The following is a 16116-nucleotide window of genomic DNA, read 5'->3' as shown; positions in this document are numbered from 1 at the left end:
GACCTAGCCATGGCAAGTCTGGCGGAAAAACGCATGGAAGATGCCGAGGAAACTCCCGTCGACGCGCAGGCGCGGCCCGAGGAGTTGCGGCTCCTGGAAGCGCTGCTGTTCGCCTCCGCCGAGCCGATCGATCAGGCGGCGCTGGCCAAGCGGATGCCCGATGGTGTCGATATCAAGGTGGCATTGGCGCAGCTGCAGGCGGAATACGCCTCGCGTGGCGTCAATCTGGTTCGGGTCGCCAACAAATGGACGTTCCGCACCGCCGGCGATTTGTCGTGGCTGATGACGCGGGAGAGCACTGAGACGCGGCGGCTGTCGCGCGCGGCGATCGAGGTGCTTGCGATCATCGCCTATCATCAGCCGGTGACCCGCGCCGAGATCGAGGAAATCCGTGGCGTGATCACCTCCAAGGGCACGCTGGACGTGTTGCTGGAGACCGGCTGGATCCGTCCCCGCGGCCGCCGCAAGACCCCGGGCCGTCCGCTCACCTTCGGCACGACAGAAGCGTTCCTGTCGCAGTTCAGCCTGGAGGCGCTCGGCGATCTCCCGGGGCTGGAGGAACTGAAGGGAACGGGACTCCTGGATTCGCGGTTGCCTTCCGGCTTCAGCGTTCCCACGCCCTCGGACGACGTGGCGTTGCGCGAGGACGAGGATCCGCTGGAGATCGGCGATAATCTGGAACTGCTGCTGGCGCCTGCCGCCGACCCGGAGCCCGAGGGCGGCGAGGGAACCTAGAGCGTTTTCGAGCGAAGTGGGCACCGGTTCGCGTAAAGAAAACGCGTCAAAACGTAAAGCTGGAGCCGGATCGGTTCTGATGCAGTCAGAACCGATCCGGCTCTAGCCCCGTCGCCGCAATATTCCCGGTTAACGGTAGCAATATTACGTAGCTGCGACAGCGATTTGCCGCGGCTGAAGTCCTTGTTTTTGACAGCCTGCGGGCCTACCTTCCGGGAAAGCTTGAGCCGGGCCGCTGGCTCGCGTGTTTGGAGGGTTGCAGGATGGGTTCGCTTAGCATTTGGCACTGGATCGTCGTGATCGCAGTGGTCCTGCTGTTGTTCGGCCGCGGCAAGATTTCGGATCTGATGGGCGACGTCGCGCAGGGCATCAAGGCTTTCAAGAAGGGCATGCAGGATGACGACAAGGTGGCGGAAAAGCCTGCCGAGCCCGTAAAGACGATCGACCACAACGCGGCGCCCTCGGCGGCGCGGTCGGATGTCGGCAGCAAGGCTGTCTAATCCAGACGCCGTTGAGAAAAGCCGCTGATAGCGCCAAATCTTGCTAGAAGGATTGGGGCGCGGGCATCTCGCGTGAGCGGAAAAATTCATGTTCGATATCGGTGGAGGTGAACTGATCGTCATCGCGATTGTCGCGCTGATCGCCATCGGCCCGAAAGAGCTGCCGGGCGTGCTGCGCATGGTCGGGCAATGGATGGGCAAGGCGCGCAAGATGGCCGCCGAATTTCAGGGCCAGTTCCAGGAAGCGATGCGCGAGGCCGAAATGGCCGACCTCAAGAAGAGTTTTGACGAGGTCAAGGAAGCGGCCACCGGCTTCACCGGCGGCAATATCATGACCTCGCTGCAAAAGGACGTCGGCGACGCCCTGCAAATCGCCGATATCGACAAGCCCGTCGACACGCAAATGGCCTCCGCGATCGGCGAGCCGGTCGTGACGCCAAACGATGCGCCGGCGACATCGAGCGACGCGCCGGCGACATCAATTGATGCGCCGACGTCGCCGGAGGCCGAGGCCCATGCGGCCGCCTCCGAACCGCTGGCGATCACCCGCGAAATCTTGCCCGAGGCTGCGCCGCAGGACATCACGCCGCCGGCGCCCGACGTGCTCAGGGACGCCAAAGCGTCATGAGCGCCGAGGACATCGAGGCCAGCAAAGCGCCGCTCATGGATCACCTGATCGAGCTGCGCTCGCGGCTGATCAAGGCACTGCTCGGCTTCGGCGTAGCCTTCATCTTCTGCTTCTTCTTTGCCAAGCAGATCTACAACGTGCTGGTCTGGCCGTTCGTCTGGATCGCCGGCGCTGAAAATTCGAAATTCATCTACACCGCGCTGCTTGAATATTTCCTGACGCAGTTGAAGCTCGCGCTGTTCGGCGCCGGCTTCATTTCTTTCCCGATCGTGGCGACGCAGATCTACAAATTCGTGGCGCCCGGCCTCTACAAGCACGAGCGCGGCGCGTTCCTGCCCTACCTGATCGCGACGCCATTTTTCTTCGTGCTGGGATCGATGCTGGTCTATTTCGTGGTGCTGCCGATGCTGGTGCGGTTCTCGCTCGGCATGCAGCAGGTGGGCGGTGCGGAGACCGCGCAGATCCAGTTGTTGCCGAAGGTCGGCGAATACCTGTCGCTGATGATGTCGCTGATCTTCGCCTTCGGCATCGCGTTCCAGCTGCCGGTGATCCTGACGCTGTTGGGCCGGATCGGCATCATCACCTCAAAGCAGCTGCGCGATAAGCGCCGCTATTTCATCGTGGTCGCCTTCATCATCGCGGCCGTGCTGACCCCGCCGGACGTGCTGAGCCAGGCCTCGCTCGCGATCCCCCTGCTGGCGCTCTATGAAGGCTCGATCATCGCCGTGCGCATAGTAGAAAAGAAGGTCGCCGCTGCGCAGGCCGCCAAGGGGGTCCCCCCGACCGCCAATCCGGCGGAGTAGGGGCCGCCTTCGCTGTTCCAAAACCGGCCTATTCGGGGTACTGGATGCGCGCCTTTGCCGGCACTGCCCAGGAATGACCCGCCATGCACGACATCAAAGCGATCCGCGACAACCCGACAGCCTTCGACGCCGGACTGAAACGGCGCGGACTGGCGCCGCTGTCGCCGTCGCTGCTTGCGATCGATGAACGGCGCCGTGCGGCGATCCTGGCCTCCGAGCAGGCGCAGGCCCGGCGCAATTCCGCATCCAAGGAAATCGGCGACGCCAAGAAGGCCAAGGATGAGGCGCGGGCCGCGAAACTGATGGCCGAGGTCGCCGAGCTCAAGACCACGATGCCGGAGCTCGAGCTGGCGGCAAAGACGGCCGACGAGGAATTGGCCAAGGAATTGGCCGCGATTCCCAATCTGCCGCTGGACGAAGTGCCCGATGGCGTCGACGAGCACGGCAATGTGCAGCGTCACGTGTTCGGCGAGAAGCGCGAATACGGCTTTGCGCCAAAACCGCATGACGATCTCGGTGGCGCGCTCGGCTACATGGACTTTGAAGCCGCCGCGAAACTATCCGGCGCGCGCTTTGTCGTGCTGAAAAAAGGCCTGGCACGGCTGGAGCGCGCGATCGGGCAGTTCATGCTCGATCTGCATACCAACGAGCACGGCTACACCGAAATCAATCCGCCGCTCTTGGTGCGCGACGCCGTGATGTTCGGGACCGGGCAGTTGCCGAAATTCGAGGATGACCAGTTCTGGGCCATCAAGGGTGAATTGCTCGCCGCCGCCGATGGCGCGCTATTGAGAAGCGAACGCCTCGGCCTCATTCCGACCGCCGAAGTGTCGCTGACCAACCTGGTTCGTGAATCCATCCTCGATGAAAAAGAACTGCCGATGCGGCTGACCGCGCTGACGCCGTGCTTTCGCGCCGAGGCGGGCGCCGCGGGACGCGACACCCGCGGCATGATCCGGCAGCATCAATTTACAAAAGTCGAACTGGTCTCGATCACGACGCCCGAGACCAGCAAGGATGAGCACGAACGCATGCTGGCCTGCGCCGAGGAGGTGCTGCGGCAACTCGATCTGCATTACCGCGTGATGACGCTGTGCGCCGGTGACATGGGCTTTTCCGCACAAAAAACCTACGACATCGAGGTCTGGATGCCAGGACAATTCTCAAGTCAGGGTGACGGCGGCGCCTACCGCGAGATTTCAAGCTGCTCGGTGTGCGGCGATTTCCAGGCGCGGCGGATGGATGCGCGCTATCGCGGGCCGGACGGCAAGCCGCGTTTCGTGCATACGCTGAACGGCTCCGGTACCGCGGTCGGCCGCGCGCTGATCGCGGTGATGGAAACCTATCAGCAGCAGGACGGCTCGATTGCCGTGCCCGACGTCTTGCAACCCTACATGGGTGGCCTCAAATTGATCGAGCACGACAAATAGCAAAAGTATGACATGGCGTTGCATCGCGACATCCACTGGATCGGCAGGCAATGGGCTGTCACTGGCCACGGGATGCAACTCATCGACCAGAAGCTGAAAGGCTTCTTCGACATCGAGGCCGCCAGGTTGTGGGACGATGGCCTGATCGAAAGCATGCACGCCAAGGAATGGCTCAACACCGCGGACTTCGACAAGGGGCTGGCGATCGCGCGGGCGCGCTACCCGCAATCGCCGGGAATAGCGGCGCCGCCGCCGGAAGAAAAGGTCGTTGCGGCGCCGGTCGTCGCGCCAGCTGCGCCGCCTGCACAAGCTCTCCAATCCGAAGAGCCCAAAGCTCGGGCGGTTGATCCGATCGCTGCGATCCCGAAGGTCGCGCAAATCAATGCACCTGAACCGCTCGCGCGCCAACCTGACGAACCGCCGAAAGCGGCGGCTCCGAAATTTCACGTGCAATTCCTCGGCAGCGCGAGGTTCGTGCGTCCCTGGCGGGTCCTGGTCAAGCGATAAGACGCATCTTTGGCCAAGTTTGCCTCTGCCGCGTGAGCGGGATAAGACGGCGCTCTCAGGCAAAAACCAGCTTCGAATCGAAATAAAGGGCGTTTTGACGGATGCGAATTCTCTGCACCAATGACGTCAAGCCCTCCAACTGATTGATTTCACTGCATTTAATTTTTGGTCGAGTACGTCGGGCTAACGGTGGGCTAATCTGACGCGAAAAACGTGGAGAAAAGCAGGACCGGCTCACGCCTTCTTCACCTTCACCCGCGCGCGCATTGCCTGCGCCAGCGCTGAACACGGGTCCTGCAGGGCCTTCTGCCACGCGATCACTTCATCCTTGAACCACAGCTTGCGGTGCGGCGTGATCGCCTGACCCTGGGGAAACAGCTTGTCCCGCTCCAGCCGGAACAACGTCGTTCTGGAGATCGGGATCAGCGCCAGCACCTGTTCGGCGGTGAACATCTCGCGCACCTGGTCAGTCACTGTTCGATCGTCCATCGGTCTATCCTCCTGAACCTCTTGCCGCCGCCGGCGGTGCCGGCCTCGGACCTTCACCTGGTCACCGCCGTGCCCACACCAGAGCGCAGTCCAATTCGCGGACAAGGTCCGCTTCGCTCAATCCTTTGACGGCGGCTGTGTTGGTCAGCTTGTCGAGGATGCGGCCAAAGATGGCGGCGGCTGGCGGCTCGTTGCCGAAGACGGTTTCACAGTCAACCCACAGGTCCGCGACGCCGACGGCAGCCATCTCCCTGATCCGCTCGTGACCATCCCAGTTCGTCATGCCTCGATCTCCTTGCTCCGGGAACGTCAGTTCCTGAACCTCTCGCGCGAGCAGCAAGAGCTATCGCGACATTGACGGTCTGGCCAGACGCCGGACCGCACAACGGTGTTGAAGTAGGTGTTGATGTAGCTTTTTTCGGTGGTGCGACTTCACCGCACGTTTGGCACGACCACGGTCGGCGTCCGCGAGACCCCGTGCCATCTACTGCTCTGCTCACTTGCGCGGGCCGCCGTTGCCGGCGATCTCGGCGCTGATCGAGATGAAATCCGCGCTCGCAACTCGCTTCGACCAGCCCGAAAGCCAGAGCTTGGTGCCGGCCGGCAAGTCCTGCTCGATGGTCAGCGCCCCTCGCAAGTTCGGCCTGTTGTCGGCGCGCGGTGCGGATGATCCGGCGATGGAGCCGATGGCGGCGCGGCCGACGGTCACGGCTTGGGTCCCGCCACAATCCGAACCCGCTGGCGGCACGGGTAGTCGTACGCCTCCAGATGCAGCTTGTTGGCGGCGAACAAGCGGCCCATGGCGTCGGCCAGCGCCGCCTTCGAGACCTTCGCCGCCTTCGCTTCCGGCTCCCCGGCGAACAACGCGGGCGCATAGCTGGTTCCCTTCTTGTTGGTGACGGCGCCGAACCGGTCCAGCAATTTCAGGAACAGCTCTTCGGCCTTCCGCTCGGCGACGGCCTTTTCAATGGTGCCCTGTCCTGGTTCGGGCACGAACATGCCGTTCTTCCAGCGCAGCAGCACTCGCGCGCCGACCGGGCCATAGTTATTTTTCATGAACAGCAATTCCCGCAATTCCGGGTCCGGCTCCTCGCCCTGGTCCGTCGTCACGGTCTTGAAAAACATTCTGGCCCGCACCGAATTGTGCCAGCCGGTGCTGCCGCTCAGCCCGGTCTCGGTTTTGATACCGATCAGGGAGGGATGGCTGCAAAGCACGACGGAACAGTTGCCGTCGATGGCAAGGCGGCGCAATAGCCCGATGAACTGCCGGACCTGGGCCCGGTCGTTCTCGTTGCCGGCGAACACGTCGGCGCTGGTGTCGATCACCAACGTCTTCGGCTGGATGTCGCAGACGGCTTTGAAGATGCGGTGAAACAGCGGCGTGGGCTCGATGATGCCGGCACGACTGACCGCGCCCAGGATGGCGTCCTTGCCGGCGAACGACAGCAGATGCAGGCCTCCGGCGATGAGGTCAGCGAACCTCACGCGGTAATGGGCGGCGATGTCGGCGACGCGGCGGTGAATTTCGTCGGCGTCGTCCTCGCAGCCGAAATAGATCGCGGGCCCCAGCTCGGGCAGCATTCCGATCCAGTCGCGGCCCAGCGCGTGCGCAACCAGCAGCTGCAGCGAAAGCAGGGTCTTGCCTATTGCGCCCTCGCCTGAGAGCAGTGTCGGCTGCCGGAGCGGAACCCGCTCGCGCACGGACCAGAGCCGTGGCGGTGGCGGCTCGCTGTCCCATTGGCTCATGTCGATGAACGCAAGTGGTTCATCCAATCCGACGCCATCATCCGGCTTCGTGTCCGCGAGGTTCGCGTGCGGCTTCAGCTCGCCCTTGCCCAGCCCGGACTGGATGGTGGCGCCGGTGGCGGCTTCGCCGTCATCATTGACCAGCAGGCAGGCGGCTGCAGCGTCATACAGGCGGTCGGCGACCTTCTCGCGGTCGATCCACTGCCGCGCAACCATCGTGCCCATCCGATACGCGAGCGCATTGAGCTTATTGTTGCGGCCGGAATGCTGCGGCATCGCCGCCAGTTCGTCCGCGCAGCCCTGCAGCGCAGCGGCGGCATACTTCCGTTCGCGGCTGCCGTAGATCGCGGCGAAGTCATTGCCCCCGCTATGGTTCGCACCATGATGGGCGGCACCGTTCGTCTTGGGAACCTCCTCGATCCAGCCACGCTCCCGCATCAGCGCGGCGGCCTTGGTGATGAACTGCTCGGCCATCGCCTTGGTCAGCTTCGCCAGATCGGCCAGCAGCACCTCGCCGGGCATGCCGCCGTGCCAGGAGTAAGGCTTCCCGGTGCCGGGATGGGTGCCGTCAACGACGATCTGCTGCCCGTCGCACAGCACCTCAACGCGGTGGCGTTGCTTTGTGGGCGACGTGAAGAACGGCGTCGCCATCTTGCCAAACGGCACGTCGGTGCGGAACAAGGCGGCGCGTTTCGGTGGTTGGCCAAAGCGGATCATGCCGCGCATGCCGGTGACGTCCCAGAGCAATTCTTCAAGCTCATCGGCTACGTCGGGATCGTAAACGTCGATGTCGACGGCCGGCGCGGTGCGCGTGATGATGCCGGTGTTGAGGGCGTCGGGGTAGTCGTGAAACCAGCTGTCAATGTCATCATCGCTGGCGGCGACGTTCAGCCAGCCCGAAATGGGCGGGGCCTTGCCGATCGCCGGTATCGGCAAGTATCCGGCTTCGCGCAGGCGCTTGCGTTGCTTGGTGGCCTCGTCGCGTATCTGCCAGGTCGCAGGCATCGGCATCTCGCAAGAAAATGGCGGGCGCAATGGCCCGCCGTGTTTTGGCTAGAACGTCACCTCATCGTTCATGTCCTTGGCGGCGGCACCTGCGGCGGCCGACTTCACCGGCCGCAGGCGAACGCCTTTGCCCATGCTGGTGTCCTCGTCGTAGAGATCGACGACGACGCCCACCCATTTTTTGTGGTCTTCCGAGTACACCTCAGCCAGCTTTCTGGCATTGGTTCTGTTCAAGACGAGCGGCTTCTCGACGCCGTCGAAGTAGACGAGGATGCGGCGCTTGGTGGTGCCGTCCTTGTCCTTGAGATCACCGACGTCCACCTTGCCGACCCGGTGGCGCGGCGTTTCTCCGTTCAGGTCGGAGACGGAAAGATATTTGCTGCCGTAGATATCGTTGAAGAGAGTCATATTCGGCTCCATGTCAGGGTGCTGTTGATGCTTCCGCCGCGGGTGCACCCGAGGTCGCGGCCAATTCGGAATTGCGGATCGTGATGGGTTCGGCGGGCCGTCCAAAGCGGATCACCAGATCCGTTAGGAAGTCGGCGACGGTCTTCGGCAACCAACCGCGGTGACGGCCGCAGCGGAGGCAGCGCAGCGACGCGGTGTGCGGCCCGGCGCCGGCACCGACTACGACGGCGGTCTCGCCACAGACGGCGCAGGGTCCGTCGATGGTGCGCGCTAACTTGATGGGCAGCCAGAGGAGATCGGTCACGCGGCGATCTCCTTCTCGATAAACCTGCAGGACATCAGGAGCCCGAACTTGTCGCCCTGCCGGATGATGACGCCACGGTCGGTCATCTCGATCAGCAGCGCGTCGTCCTTGAACTCGGCGAGCACCGCGGTGAGCTGCGCAAGCGAGAGCGCCATCCTGGCGCTACCGCAGGTCTGCGCAGCGACAGCATCGGTGCCGGCGTCGGGTTCGTGCGCGAGGAACATCCGGATCGGCTCGCCGCCGACCCATGTCACCATGATCAACGGCAGGTCGCCGCCGGCGACGGCCTTGAGCCGGGTCAGTGCGGCAACCATCTCGGCGCGCTGGCATGACGCCGAACTGCCGTTGGGCGGCGGCAGCACCTTCTTGTAGTCCGGATATGCGGCATCGATCATGCCGGATACGATCTCAAAGCCCGGCGCGGTAGCCGAGAACGCGGCATGCGATCTGCGCAGCGTCACCATCTGCGGCTTCGTTGCACGCAGCAGCTTGTCGAGCAGCTTGACCGCGGTCGCCGGGATGATGAGACGGTTATCCTCGCTGAAATGATCGGCCACGACGCCGACCCTCATCATTTTTGTTCCGTCCATGCCGACGCCGATCAGTTTATCGCCGTCGCTGTGAAGGTAGACGCCGGTCAGGAAGAAGCGCGTCTTCTCGGTGTCAGCGGCGGCTACGACATCGAGCAACCGGATGCAGTCCGCCGAGGCCAGTTCGACGCGGCCGATCTCGGGATTGATCACAAGCCCGGCGGGCGGATCTGCGAGCAGCGGCAGCCGGTACCGGCTATTGCCGGAGCTGATCATCACCGCGGTCTCGGTCGTGCTGATGTTGATGGTTGATCGGGGTCCGAAGCCGGACAGCAACGCGGCGAACCGGCACGCCGAGACCGCGGCCCGGCCACTTTCGCCGATCGATGCGGCCATCGTGGTCGAGATCGAGATCGCTGCGCGCGGGTTGTTGACGGATAGTGCGACGGTGCCTTTGTCGGCGACGATAAGAAGGGGTGTATCGTTCTTCTTGTCGGCTGCCATGGCGACGATGCTAAGAGCAGCGTCGAAGGCGCTGGCTGGTGCGCTGATCTTCATTGACGCGGCTCATAAGCGAGGAAGGTGTGCCCATGAGCGCAGATGATCTGCAACCGAAAGCGGTCGGAAGTCCGCGCATCCGAGCAACGGATCGGCGCCTCGCAATACGGACAGGCGGTGCCCTTGGCGATCTCGATCCGGTCGCCGCCCGGCAGGATTTGAGATGTTGGAAGCGGGTTGTGGTCGGAAACGTTACGGGGCATATTAGGGGTTCTCCATCGAGTGATCGCGGTTGACGCCGCGGTTGGTTTTGATCAGGCCGGCCCGTCCCACGGGTCGGCCGATCGGCTCGCGTTATGCGACCAGGGCAAGCAGCCGCTCGATCTCGGACATTGGGATGAGCCGGCGCTGGCCGACCTTGATCGAACGAACAATTTTGTTGCGGATCATCCGGCCGGCCGTGGCCATCGACACGCCCAGCGCGTCGGCCATCTCGGCCTGCGAGATCGCAAGCCGGCGTTGCTGTTCGCGACGGGTTTTCTCGGTGGAGGAAGGCATCGGGGGTGACCAACTGCCGTTGGCTACGTTGGTCACCCACTATCGGCACAAATCAGCGCCGGTCAAAAGTGCTAATTGTCGAATCTAACACCGCGAAAGGCGGGACTTTTCAGTACCTTAACGAATCGGCCTGCGTCGCTGCAGCTCCCGCACGATCTCGGCGGCACGCTCTGCATTGAGCTTTTTTCGCGCCGCTGTGCCGGCAGCTTTGATCTTCTTGTCTTTGGGCTTCGCTTCTGTGGTCGCTGCCCTCACCACGGCGACCACGGCCGCGATCATCGCCGAATCTGGCGCCGATGAACTGTTCGGGCCAGCGAGTCCCTCGATGATGGGAAGCACGGCCTCGATGATCTCGCGCGCCGACAATTTCAGATCCTTGGTTTCGGGATCCACGACAATGGTGCCGCGTCCAGTGGGACGCCCACGCAATCCCGCCGGCGGCGGCCAATCCGCGAGAACCGCATCGGCAAGCCGGACGGCCTCTTTCTCGACGAAGTTCTTTTTCGCCTTCCGCTGCGCGCCGCGAACAATTTCCACGGCCCGCTTCTCGACAGGTGTCTGATCGGTATTTTGGCGCACCTCCCGCTTAGCTTCATCGAGCGGGAAATCACGCTTGAGGGTCGCGCGCCAGGCCGCATGCCGCGTTTTGCTGCGTCGGTCGACGATGCCGAGCTCATGGGCCTTGATGCGAACCAGACGCTGGATGGTGACAAGCGGTGCGCTGGTCGGTGATGATGACGGCGGCGGAGCCGATGCCATCGCCTTCGCGGCTTGCCGGATCCGGTCTTCGCGCAAGAACCGATGCCGCAGGTTCTCTATCGCTAATTGGATCTCGTAATAGGCCAGATCGCCGTCGGCATTGGTTTTGCCGGCCGCGGCGGCGAGGCGGCGCAGTGCCTTGAGCAGCGCCAGGTCCTTCGCGAGCAGCGGATCCTTCGCGAGAAGGGATGCCAGATCCTCGCGATCGCGGAGCTTGTACTTCGGCATGCGCCAGCCCCTGATGCCTGGGTTTTCGAGACTGTCAGAGGGCTGTCTACCACCTGTCGGCCACCTCGGAAAAGCTGTCCACCGCCGCCTTAAAACTTGTGTTGTCTACCCCCCATACCCCCCGGTGCTGCACAACAGTGCGCAGCGGCTCGCCGGTGGCTCGCCGCCCACTGTGGGCAGCACGCAAGCGAACAACAGTGGCGCGCAGCAGCACACAGGGATATTGTGACGAGCCATGAGCGAGACATCGACAGTCGAAGGCCGCGACAGCAAGTCAGGCCGATTTCTAAGCGGATGCAAACCGGGACCGGGCCGTAAAGTTGGTAGCCGCAACCAATTGGCTTCCGATTTTGTGCGCGATCTCGCCAGCGCATGGCAGCAACACGGCATCCAGGCGCTTGATGATTGCGCCACGAAAGAACCGGCGACATTCTGCAAGATCATCGCGAGCTTGCTCCCGCGCCACGTCGATCTCAACCTCTCGTCGGTGGACGTTTCGGAATTCGCGCAGCGCTTCGCGACGGCGATCGAGTTGTTGGGCAATGCCGAGGCACCGATCCCGCGCCGACCGCTCAAGGTGATCAATGGGCGTTGATCTTCGTGTCGATCTTGCTCGGTTGGCGGCGCTCGATGGCGAGGTGCCAGAGTCCGACACGCTGCTCCCGCTGACTTCCGGCAGTGGTCGGATACATCATCAGCCTGGCCCGCCTTGAGCAGGTCGACGAGAGCAACACGGCCGAATTGCTGATCCGGGCGAGCGGCCTCGGCCCTGACCGGGTGAGGCAGACAGCAAGCACCCTGGCGGCGTTGGGCTATGTCGCCGTGGCCCGCAGGCTGTTTGAGATCGCGGGCAGGCGAAAGCGCGATCTCCGGCCGCTCTGACACCTCGCCCTCACGGCCCTCGCTAATTTTTTCGGAGGCTGCCTCCGGATCGCCGGCTACGTGCCGACCTTGCCGGTGCTGGCGATCGGAGGGGGTTACGGCACCTCACCTCGACCTCACGTCGACCGTAGGAGGCCTCGCCGCTGTCGGCTGAGGGTTGAGCGGCGAGGCCCGCGCAACGGGCCGGGGTAAGCCTCGCCGCGGGAGATCAACGGCAAGTCGCGCGTCGCGTTCCTAAGCGATTTGCCACCTCGCCCTCACGGCCCTCGCTAATTTTTTCGGAGGCTGCCTCCGGATCGGCCGGCGGCGACTTGCCGCCGACCTGTGGCCCCGCCGCCTTGTGTCGTGTCAGGGAAGTGGCGGCGGAGCCCGCGCCAACGAAGCAAGGGGGGCAAGCCTCGCCGCGCCACATACCAACAGCCCGCCGCGCGTCGCGTTCCCCTCGATCTCACCCGGTTCAATTAGGGTATACCCTGCGAGACCAGCCAAAACCGTGGTTCAGTAATATGGTTTGACAATCCATACTGAACCATTACCATGTAAACCATCCAAACCAGACTCATGGGGGTTTTGCATGTTCGTCCGAGCCTATCTCAGAGCCAGCACCACCGACCAGGACGCCGGCCGCGCCCGCGACCAGCTCAAGGCCTTTGCCGCCGAGCGCGGCCTCAAGATCGCGTCCTGGCACGCCGAGAACGAGAGCGGCACCAAGCTGGCGCGGCCGGAGCTGTTCCGGCTGCTCGCCGATAGCGCACCTGGTGACATCCTGCTGGTCGAGCAGGTCGACCGGTTGTCGCGCCTTACTGCTGGCGACTGGGAGAAGCTCAAGGCCGAGCTGACATCGCGCCAGGTCCGCGTCGTCGCGTTGGACTTGCCGACGTCGTGGATGATGGCGGCCAAGACGGCCGATGCGTTCACCTCGCGCATGTTCGAGGCGATCAACGGCATGTTGCTCGACATGCTCGCTGCGGTCGCTCGCAAGGACTACGACGATCGCCGCCGCCGCCAGGCGCAGGGCCAGGCCAAGGCGAAGGCCGAGGGCCGCTACAAGGGCCGGCCCGAAGACACTGAGCGCAACGCCGGCATTGCCGCCATGCTCGGCGATGGCAAGTCGTGGAATGCGATCCAGGCTGTCACCGGCTGCAGCCGCGCGACGATCGCGAAACTCGCCAAGCGGGCGGCGGCAGCATAGCGCCGCCGAGAAGTAGCGCGACGCTGCGCACCATGCGCCCATGCGCCACCTCGGCCTCGACCGCTCCGCCCCCAAGGGGAGCCGTCCCCCGGGCGTGGCCCGAACTGCTCGGCCGGCAGGGGAAATTTTAGTTCACGATCTCCCCTCAAAGGGGACCCATTTTTATATTCCGGGAAATTTTCAGGTAATACTCGAAGAAGTATTTCTTTTGCCCCTGCTGGCTGATCACGGGATTGATCCGGCCGGCCACTCACAGCGCTTTGGTCCCATCCGCGCCGGACAGGCCCGCAGCTTCGTGCGCGTGGCGCTACATGCGTTTGTCTGCCTTGCCCGCTGTTCCGACGCCGGCCGGAAAAACCTGCAGCGGCGGCATCTCAATGAAAGCCAGCGGCTTGGGTGGCGTCGAAGATCGAGAGCATGCCGTCGCACAGGCCAACCGAGAAGGATGCAAATTTGCATACTTCTCGCGCCGCCGCCGCCACGATGCTCAATGTCTCCGAGCGTTGATCTGCAACGCTAGGTCTGATGCTGATGCCGCCGTCCTGCTCAATGTCGTGAGTGGCGGCGAAGCTGGCGAACCTCGGCCTCGGCGGAAACCAGCATAGCGAGGGTACGTCAATTGACGGAGCCTCGTCGCTGCTCAACGTCAGCCCGAAATCCGTGGAGCGCGCCAACGCCTTGGTCCCATCTGCACTTGCATATTTTTTGCCGGCGTTGATCCTCATGGGACTCCACCATCCCCTGCGAATGGTGCGCCAGATCAGCAGCGCGGCCCGCCGATGCGTTGGCGTGTCCCGGCCTCACGAGAACGCGGTGCCTCTGACCCCGCGCTCACAGGCGACCTTCTCTGAGGCTCGCCGACATCGGCATCACCCGCCAGCGTGCGGATCTCCTACTTGCGTCTCGCCGAATGGCGCGGCATGCGCGATGCCGGCGTCGATGTCGTCGAGGGAGCCGTCCAGGGCGCGCTGGCAGAAGAGACCGCGATCCGGGTTCTTCCGCGATGTCCGCTTCCGGGGGGCGCAGCGGAAGTTGTGTTTCGGGGCCGGGAGGTCCGAGTCTGACCCCTATGCGACATCAGCGGGACTGTGCTTCCTCCGCTCGAACCACACTCGGCCACTTTCAGTGTGCTAATTTAACTCGCTACGATACTCGATCCCGAAATGGGAGGCTCAGATGAGATCATCCAACGTTGTGACGCTGGCTGCCGCGACCATAGTAACTGGTGCGAGCGCTGCTTATGCCGCTAGCGAGACGATCACCATGAACGCAATCGATGCCAACGGCGACGGCAAGGAGATTGGCACGCTTGTTTTGTCCGATACCCAAACAGGGTTGCAGATCACGCCACGGCTGGTCGGTCTACCGCCGGGCGACCATGGATTCCATGCCCACGTTAATCCGAATTGTGGCCCGGGCCCTGGACCGAATGGCCAGCCAGCGGCCGGCATGGCGGCGGGTGGCCATTATGACCCAGCCGACACTGGCAAACACCTCGGACCGTATGGCGAGGGCCACAAGGGCGACATGCCCGTGCTAACCGTCGATGCTAGCGGCAAGGCCACGGAGGCCGTGGTAGTGCCGCACCTCATTGTGGCCGACGTCAAGGGGCGCTCGATTATGATCCACGCGGGCGGCGATAATTACTCCGACCAGCCAGCGCCCTTGGGTGGTGGCGGCGCGCGCATCGCTTGCGGCGTTGCCAAGTAGAACTGCTAATGCTGCTCGCGCTGGCCAACGAGATCATCAAATAATCCGTTGCTGCGGTGCATGAGTCCGGAAATAGCACTTTTCGGAAGTTGGTCCTCAGTCCCGGCCGCCCGATATGCTACATGTGAAACCGCACTTTGGGGTGCGGTGCAACAGCCGTCGGGTAAGTTCGTTCGTACAGATGACGTTTCTTGCATAATCGGAATGGTTCCGATCTGTTAGCGATGCCGGTCAGCATTTCGCTTTCGGCGGTGGAAGGGGGTATCTGCTATGACGATCAAAACATTTTTCACAATTATTGCTGTTCTTGCCCTGGTGCATGGTGTCGGTTTTGTACTAGCTCCAGAACAGGTAGCCGCCAGCTATGGAATGGCAACTTCGGCTTCAACCGTGCTTATGGCGCGACTATTTGGTGCAGCGCTGGTGGGATTGGGCCTCATTTTCTGGTTCGCCCGGGACGGCTCATCGGAGTCCATGCGCGGCGTGTTTATACCTACCATTATCGGCAACACAGTTGGGTTGATTGTAGTTGTCATGGGGACCACGGCAGGTACGCTGAATTCAATGGGATGGGTTGCTGCTTTAATCTATCTCTTCGGAGCGGCGGGCTCTGCCTATTTCGTGATGGCGCGATCACCTCAGCTATCGTCGCGCTAAAATTCAATATCGTCCTTTCGTCTGCAAGGATTGATGGTCGCCTAATCTTTGATCATCAGGTTTGAGCCGCCTTCGGGCGGCTTTTTCTTTGGTTGATTTGGTTCGCCATGTCTGTTGTTGGCACATCTCGGACATAGCCGGCCGCGCTGATGATGTCGGATTACCGGGGTGAACCGGACATCGCGCCGGCAATGCCGGCGAAGGTGTCGGCGTTCGCGAAACCATGAATCACTATGCTGCGCAAGTCCGCCGGGGCTGATCGGCGAGGCTGATTAGGTCGTCGGCATTGCGGACCGCGCCTTCCAGCGCCGCGCGGGCGAGGACGAAGAGGTCAGACGACCATGCCAACGTCAACAACGCCGACAACGCCAAGGGCCATACCGTCACGGTGCCGCGCGTCATTCGACCTTGCCACGGCCGACCTTGTGCTTGGTCGGACTCTGTAACGGACCCCTTAACCCCTGCCGGGGGACTTTCCATCGGCCCGCCGTCGAGTTTTCTATTTAGGCCTCGTCCCCAACGGGTCCTCTTTTCCAGATGGGACCCG

General features: G+C 62.9%; 22 protein-coding genes. 11 read left to right on the top strand and 11 right to left on the bottom strand.

Annotated elements, in window-relative coordinates; genetic code table 11:
• The first annotated feature begins 9 nt into the window (after positions 1–9).
• From scpB to NL528_RS47210, 6 genes are all read left to right on the top strand, one after another.
• Positions 10–735, top strand: a complete 726-nt coding sequence (scpB, locus tag NL528_RS25030) for an SMC-Scp complex subunit ScpB (RefSeq protein WP_309177118.1) — start codon at positions 10–12, stop codon at positions 733–735.
• A gap of 263 nt (positions 736–998) precedes the next feature.
• Positions 999–1235 carry a twin-arginine translocase TatA/TatE family subunit gene (locus NL528_RS25025; RefSeq protein WP_074276623.1) on the top strand — a complete coding sequence of 79 codons (237 nt, stop codon included), beginning with the start codon at positions 999–1001 and terminating at the stop codon, positions 1233–1235.
• An 88-nt stretch (positions 1236–1323) separates the two neighbouring features.
• Positions 1324–1863 carry a Sec-independent protein translocase protein TatB gene (tatB, locus tag NL528_RS25020; protein WP_309177117.1) on the top strand — a complete coding sequence of 180 codons (540 nt, stop codon included), beginning with the start codon at positions 1324–1326 and terminating at the stop codon, positions 1861–1863.
• Positions 1860–2666 (top strand): twin-arginine translocase subunit TatC, encoded by an 807-nt coding sequence (gene tatC, locus NL528_RS25015; protein WP_309177116.1) that lies wholly within the window; start codon positions 1860–1862, stop codon positions 2664–2666. Before tatB ends, tatC begins: the two co-directional genes overlap by 4 nt.
• An 83-nt stretch (positions 2667–2749) precedes the next feature.
• Positions 2750–4096 (top strand): serine--tRNA ligase, encoded by a 1347-nt coding sequence (gene serS, locus NL528_RS25010; protein ID WP_309177114.1) that lies wholly within the window; start codon positions 2750–2752, stop codon positions 4094–4096.
• 12 nt (positions 4097–4108) lie between these two features.
• On the top strand, positions 4109–4603 hold the full coding sequence (locus NL528_RS47210; RefSeq protein ID WP_375143891.1) for a hypothetical protein: 495 nt from the start codon (positions 4109–4111) through the stop codon (positions 4601–4603).
• Positions 4604–4837: 234 nt separating this feature from the next.
• Here the strand turns inward: NL528_RS47210 and NL528_RS25000 are convergent, their stop codons facing one another.
• The 10 genes from NL528_RS25000 to NL528_RS24955 form a co-directional block, all read right to left on the bottom strand.
• Entirely contained in the window at positions 4838–5092 is a 255-nt protein-coding gene (locus tag NL528_RS25000) for an AlpA family phage regulatory protein (protein ID WP_309177113.1), read from the bottom strand.
• 61 nt (positions 5093–5153) lie between these two features.
• Positions 5154–5375, bottom strand: coding sequence for a hypothetical protein (locus tag NL528_RS24995; RefSeq protein WP_309177112.1), 222 nt, complete (start codon positions 5373–5375; stop codon positions 5154–5156).
• A gap of 213 nt (positions 5376–5588) precedes the next feature.
• A complete protein-coding gene (locus tag NL528_RS24990; RefSeq protein WP_309177111.1) occupies positions 5589–5801 on the bottom strand; it encodes a hypothetical protein in 213 nt (70 codons plus the stop codon).
• The gene (locus NL528_RS24985) at positions 5798–7843 is read right to left on the bottom strand and encodes an AAA family ATPase (protein WP_309177110.1); all 2046 of its coding nucleotides are present in this window, start codon (positions 7841–7843) and stop codon (positions 5798–5800) included. The genes NL528_RS24990 and NL528_RS24985 overlap by 4 nt, the downstream gene beginning before the upstream one ends.
• 48 nt (positions 7844–7891) lie before the next feature.
• The gene (locus tag NL528_RS24980) at positions 7892–8251 is read right to left on the bottom strand and encodes a hypothetical protein (protein WP_309177109.1); all 360 of its coding nucleotides are present in this window, start codon (positions 8249–8251) and stop codon (positions 7892–7894) included.
• A gap of 13 nt (positions 8252–8264) precedes the next feature.
• Positions 8265–8555 (bottom strand): hypothetical protein, encoded by a 291-nt coding sequence (locus NL528_RS24975; RefSeq protein WP_309177108.1) that lies wholly within the window; start codon positions 8553–8555, stop codon positions 8265–8267.
• Entirely contained in the window at positions 8552–9643 is a 1092-nt protein-coding gene (locus NL528_RS24970) for a hypothetical protein (protein ID WP_309177107.1), read from the bottom strand. Before NL528_RS24970 ends, NL528_RS24975 begins: the two co-directional genes overlap by 4 nt.
• Positions 9640–9846, bottom strand: coding sequence for a hypothetical protein (locus NL528_RS24965; protein WP_309177106.1), 207 nt, complete (start codon positions 9844–9846; stop codon positions 9640–9642). Before NL528_RS24965 ends, NL528_RS24970 begins: the two co-directional genes overlap by 4 nt.
• A gap of 91 nt (positions 9847–9937) precedes the next feature.
• Entirely contained in the window at positions 9938–10177 is a 240-nt protein-coding gene (locus NL528_RS24960) for a helix-turn-helix domain-containing protein (RefSeq protein WP_309177105.1), read from the bottom strand.
• An 81-nt stretch (positions 10178–10258) separates the two neighbouring features.
• On the bottom strand, positions 10259–11128 hold the full coding sequence (locus tag NL528_RS24955; protein ID WP_309177104.1) for a hypothetical protein: 870 nt from the start codon (positions 11126–11128) through the stop codon (positions 10259–10261).
• A gap of 352 nt (positions 11129–11480) precedes the next feature.
• Between NL528_RS24955 and NL528_RS24950 the strand changes: the two genes are divergently transcribed.
• The 3 genes from NL528_RS24950 to NL528_RS24940 all read left to right on the top strand — a co-directional run bounded on the left by NL528_RS24950 (position 11481) and on the right by NL528_RS24940 (position 13202).
• Entirely contained in the window at positions 11481–11723 is a 243-nt protein-coding gene (locus tag NL528_RS24950) for a hypothetical protein (protein WP_309177103.1), read from the top strand.
• A gap of 83 nt (positions 11724–11806) precedes the next feature.
• Entirely contained in the window at positions 11807–12010 is a 204-nt protein-coding gene (locus NL528_RS24945; RefSeq protein WP_309177102.1) for a hypothetical protein, read from the top strand.
• Between the two features lie 574 nt (positions 12011–12584).
• Entirely contained in the window at positions 12585–13202 is a 618-nt protein-coding gene (locus NL528_RS24940) for a recombinase family protein (protein ID WP_309177100.1), read from the top strand.
• Between the two features lie 374 nt (positions 13203–13576).
• Here the strand turns inward: NL528_RS24940 and NL528_RS24935 are convergent, their stop codons facing one another.
• Positions 13577–13927 (bottom strand): hypothetical protein, encoded by a 351-nt coding sequence (locus tag NL528_RS24935; RefSeq protein ID WP_309177099.1) that lies wholly within the window; start codon positions 13925–13927, stop codon positions 13577–13579.
• Between the two features lie 451 nt (positions 13928–14378).
• On the opposite strand from NL528_RS24935, the gene sodC reads away from it, so the two are divergent.
• Both sodC and NL528_RS24925 read left to right on the top strand, forming a co-directional pair.
• Positions 14379–14912: a superoxide dismutase [Cu-Zn] SodC gene (gene sodC / locus NL528_RS24930; RefSeq protein WP_309177098.1), complete on the top strand. Its 534-nt coding sequence runs from the start codon at positions 14379–14381 to the stop codon at positions 14910–14912.
• A gap of 270 nt (positions 14913–15182) precedes the next feature.
• Positions 15183–15569, top strand: a complete 387-nt coding sequence (locus NL528_RS24925) for a hypothetical protein (RefSeq protein ID WP_309177097.1) — start codon at positions 15183–15185, stop codon at positions 15567–15569.
• Positions 15570–16116: the final 547 nt, after the last annotated feature.

This window comes from Bradyrhizobium sp. Ash2021, from assembly GCF_031202265.1.
GTDB lineage: Bacteria > Pseudomonadota > Alphaproteobacteria > Rhizobiales > Xanthobacteraceae > Bradyrhizobium.
The sequence above is the reverse complement of the archived record's forward strand: the minus strand, read 5'-3'. Positions and strand labels throughout refer to the sequence as shown.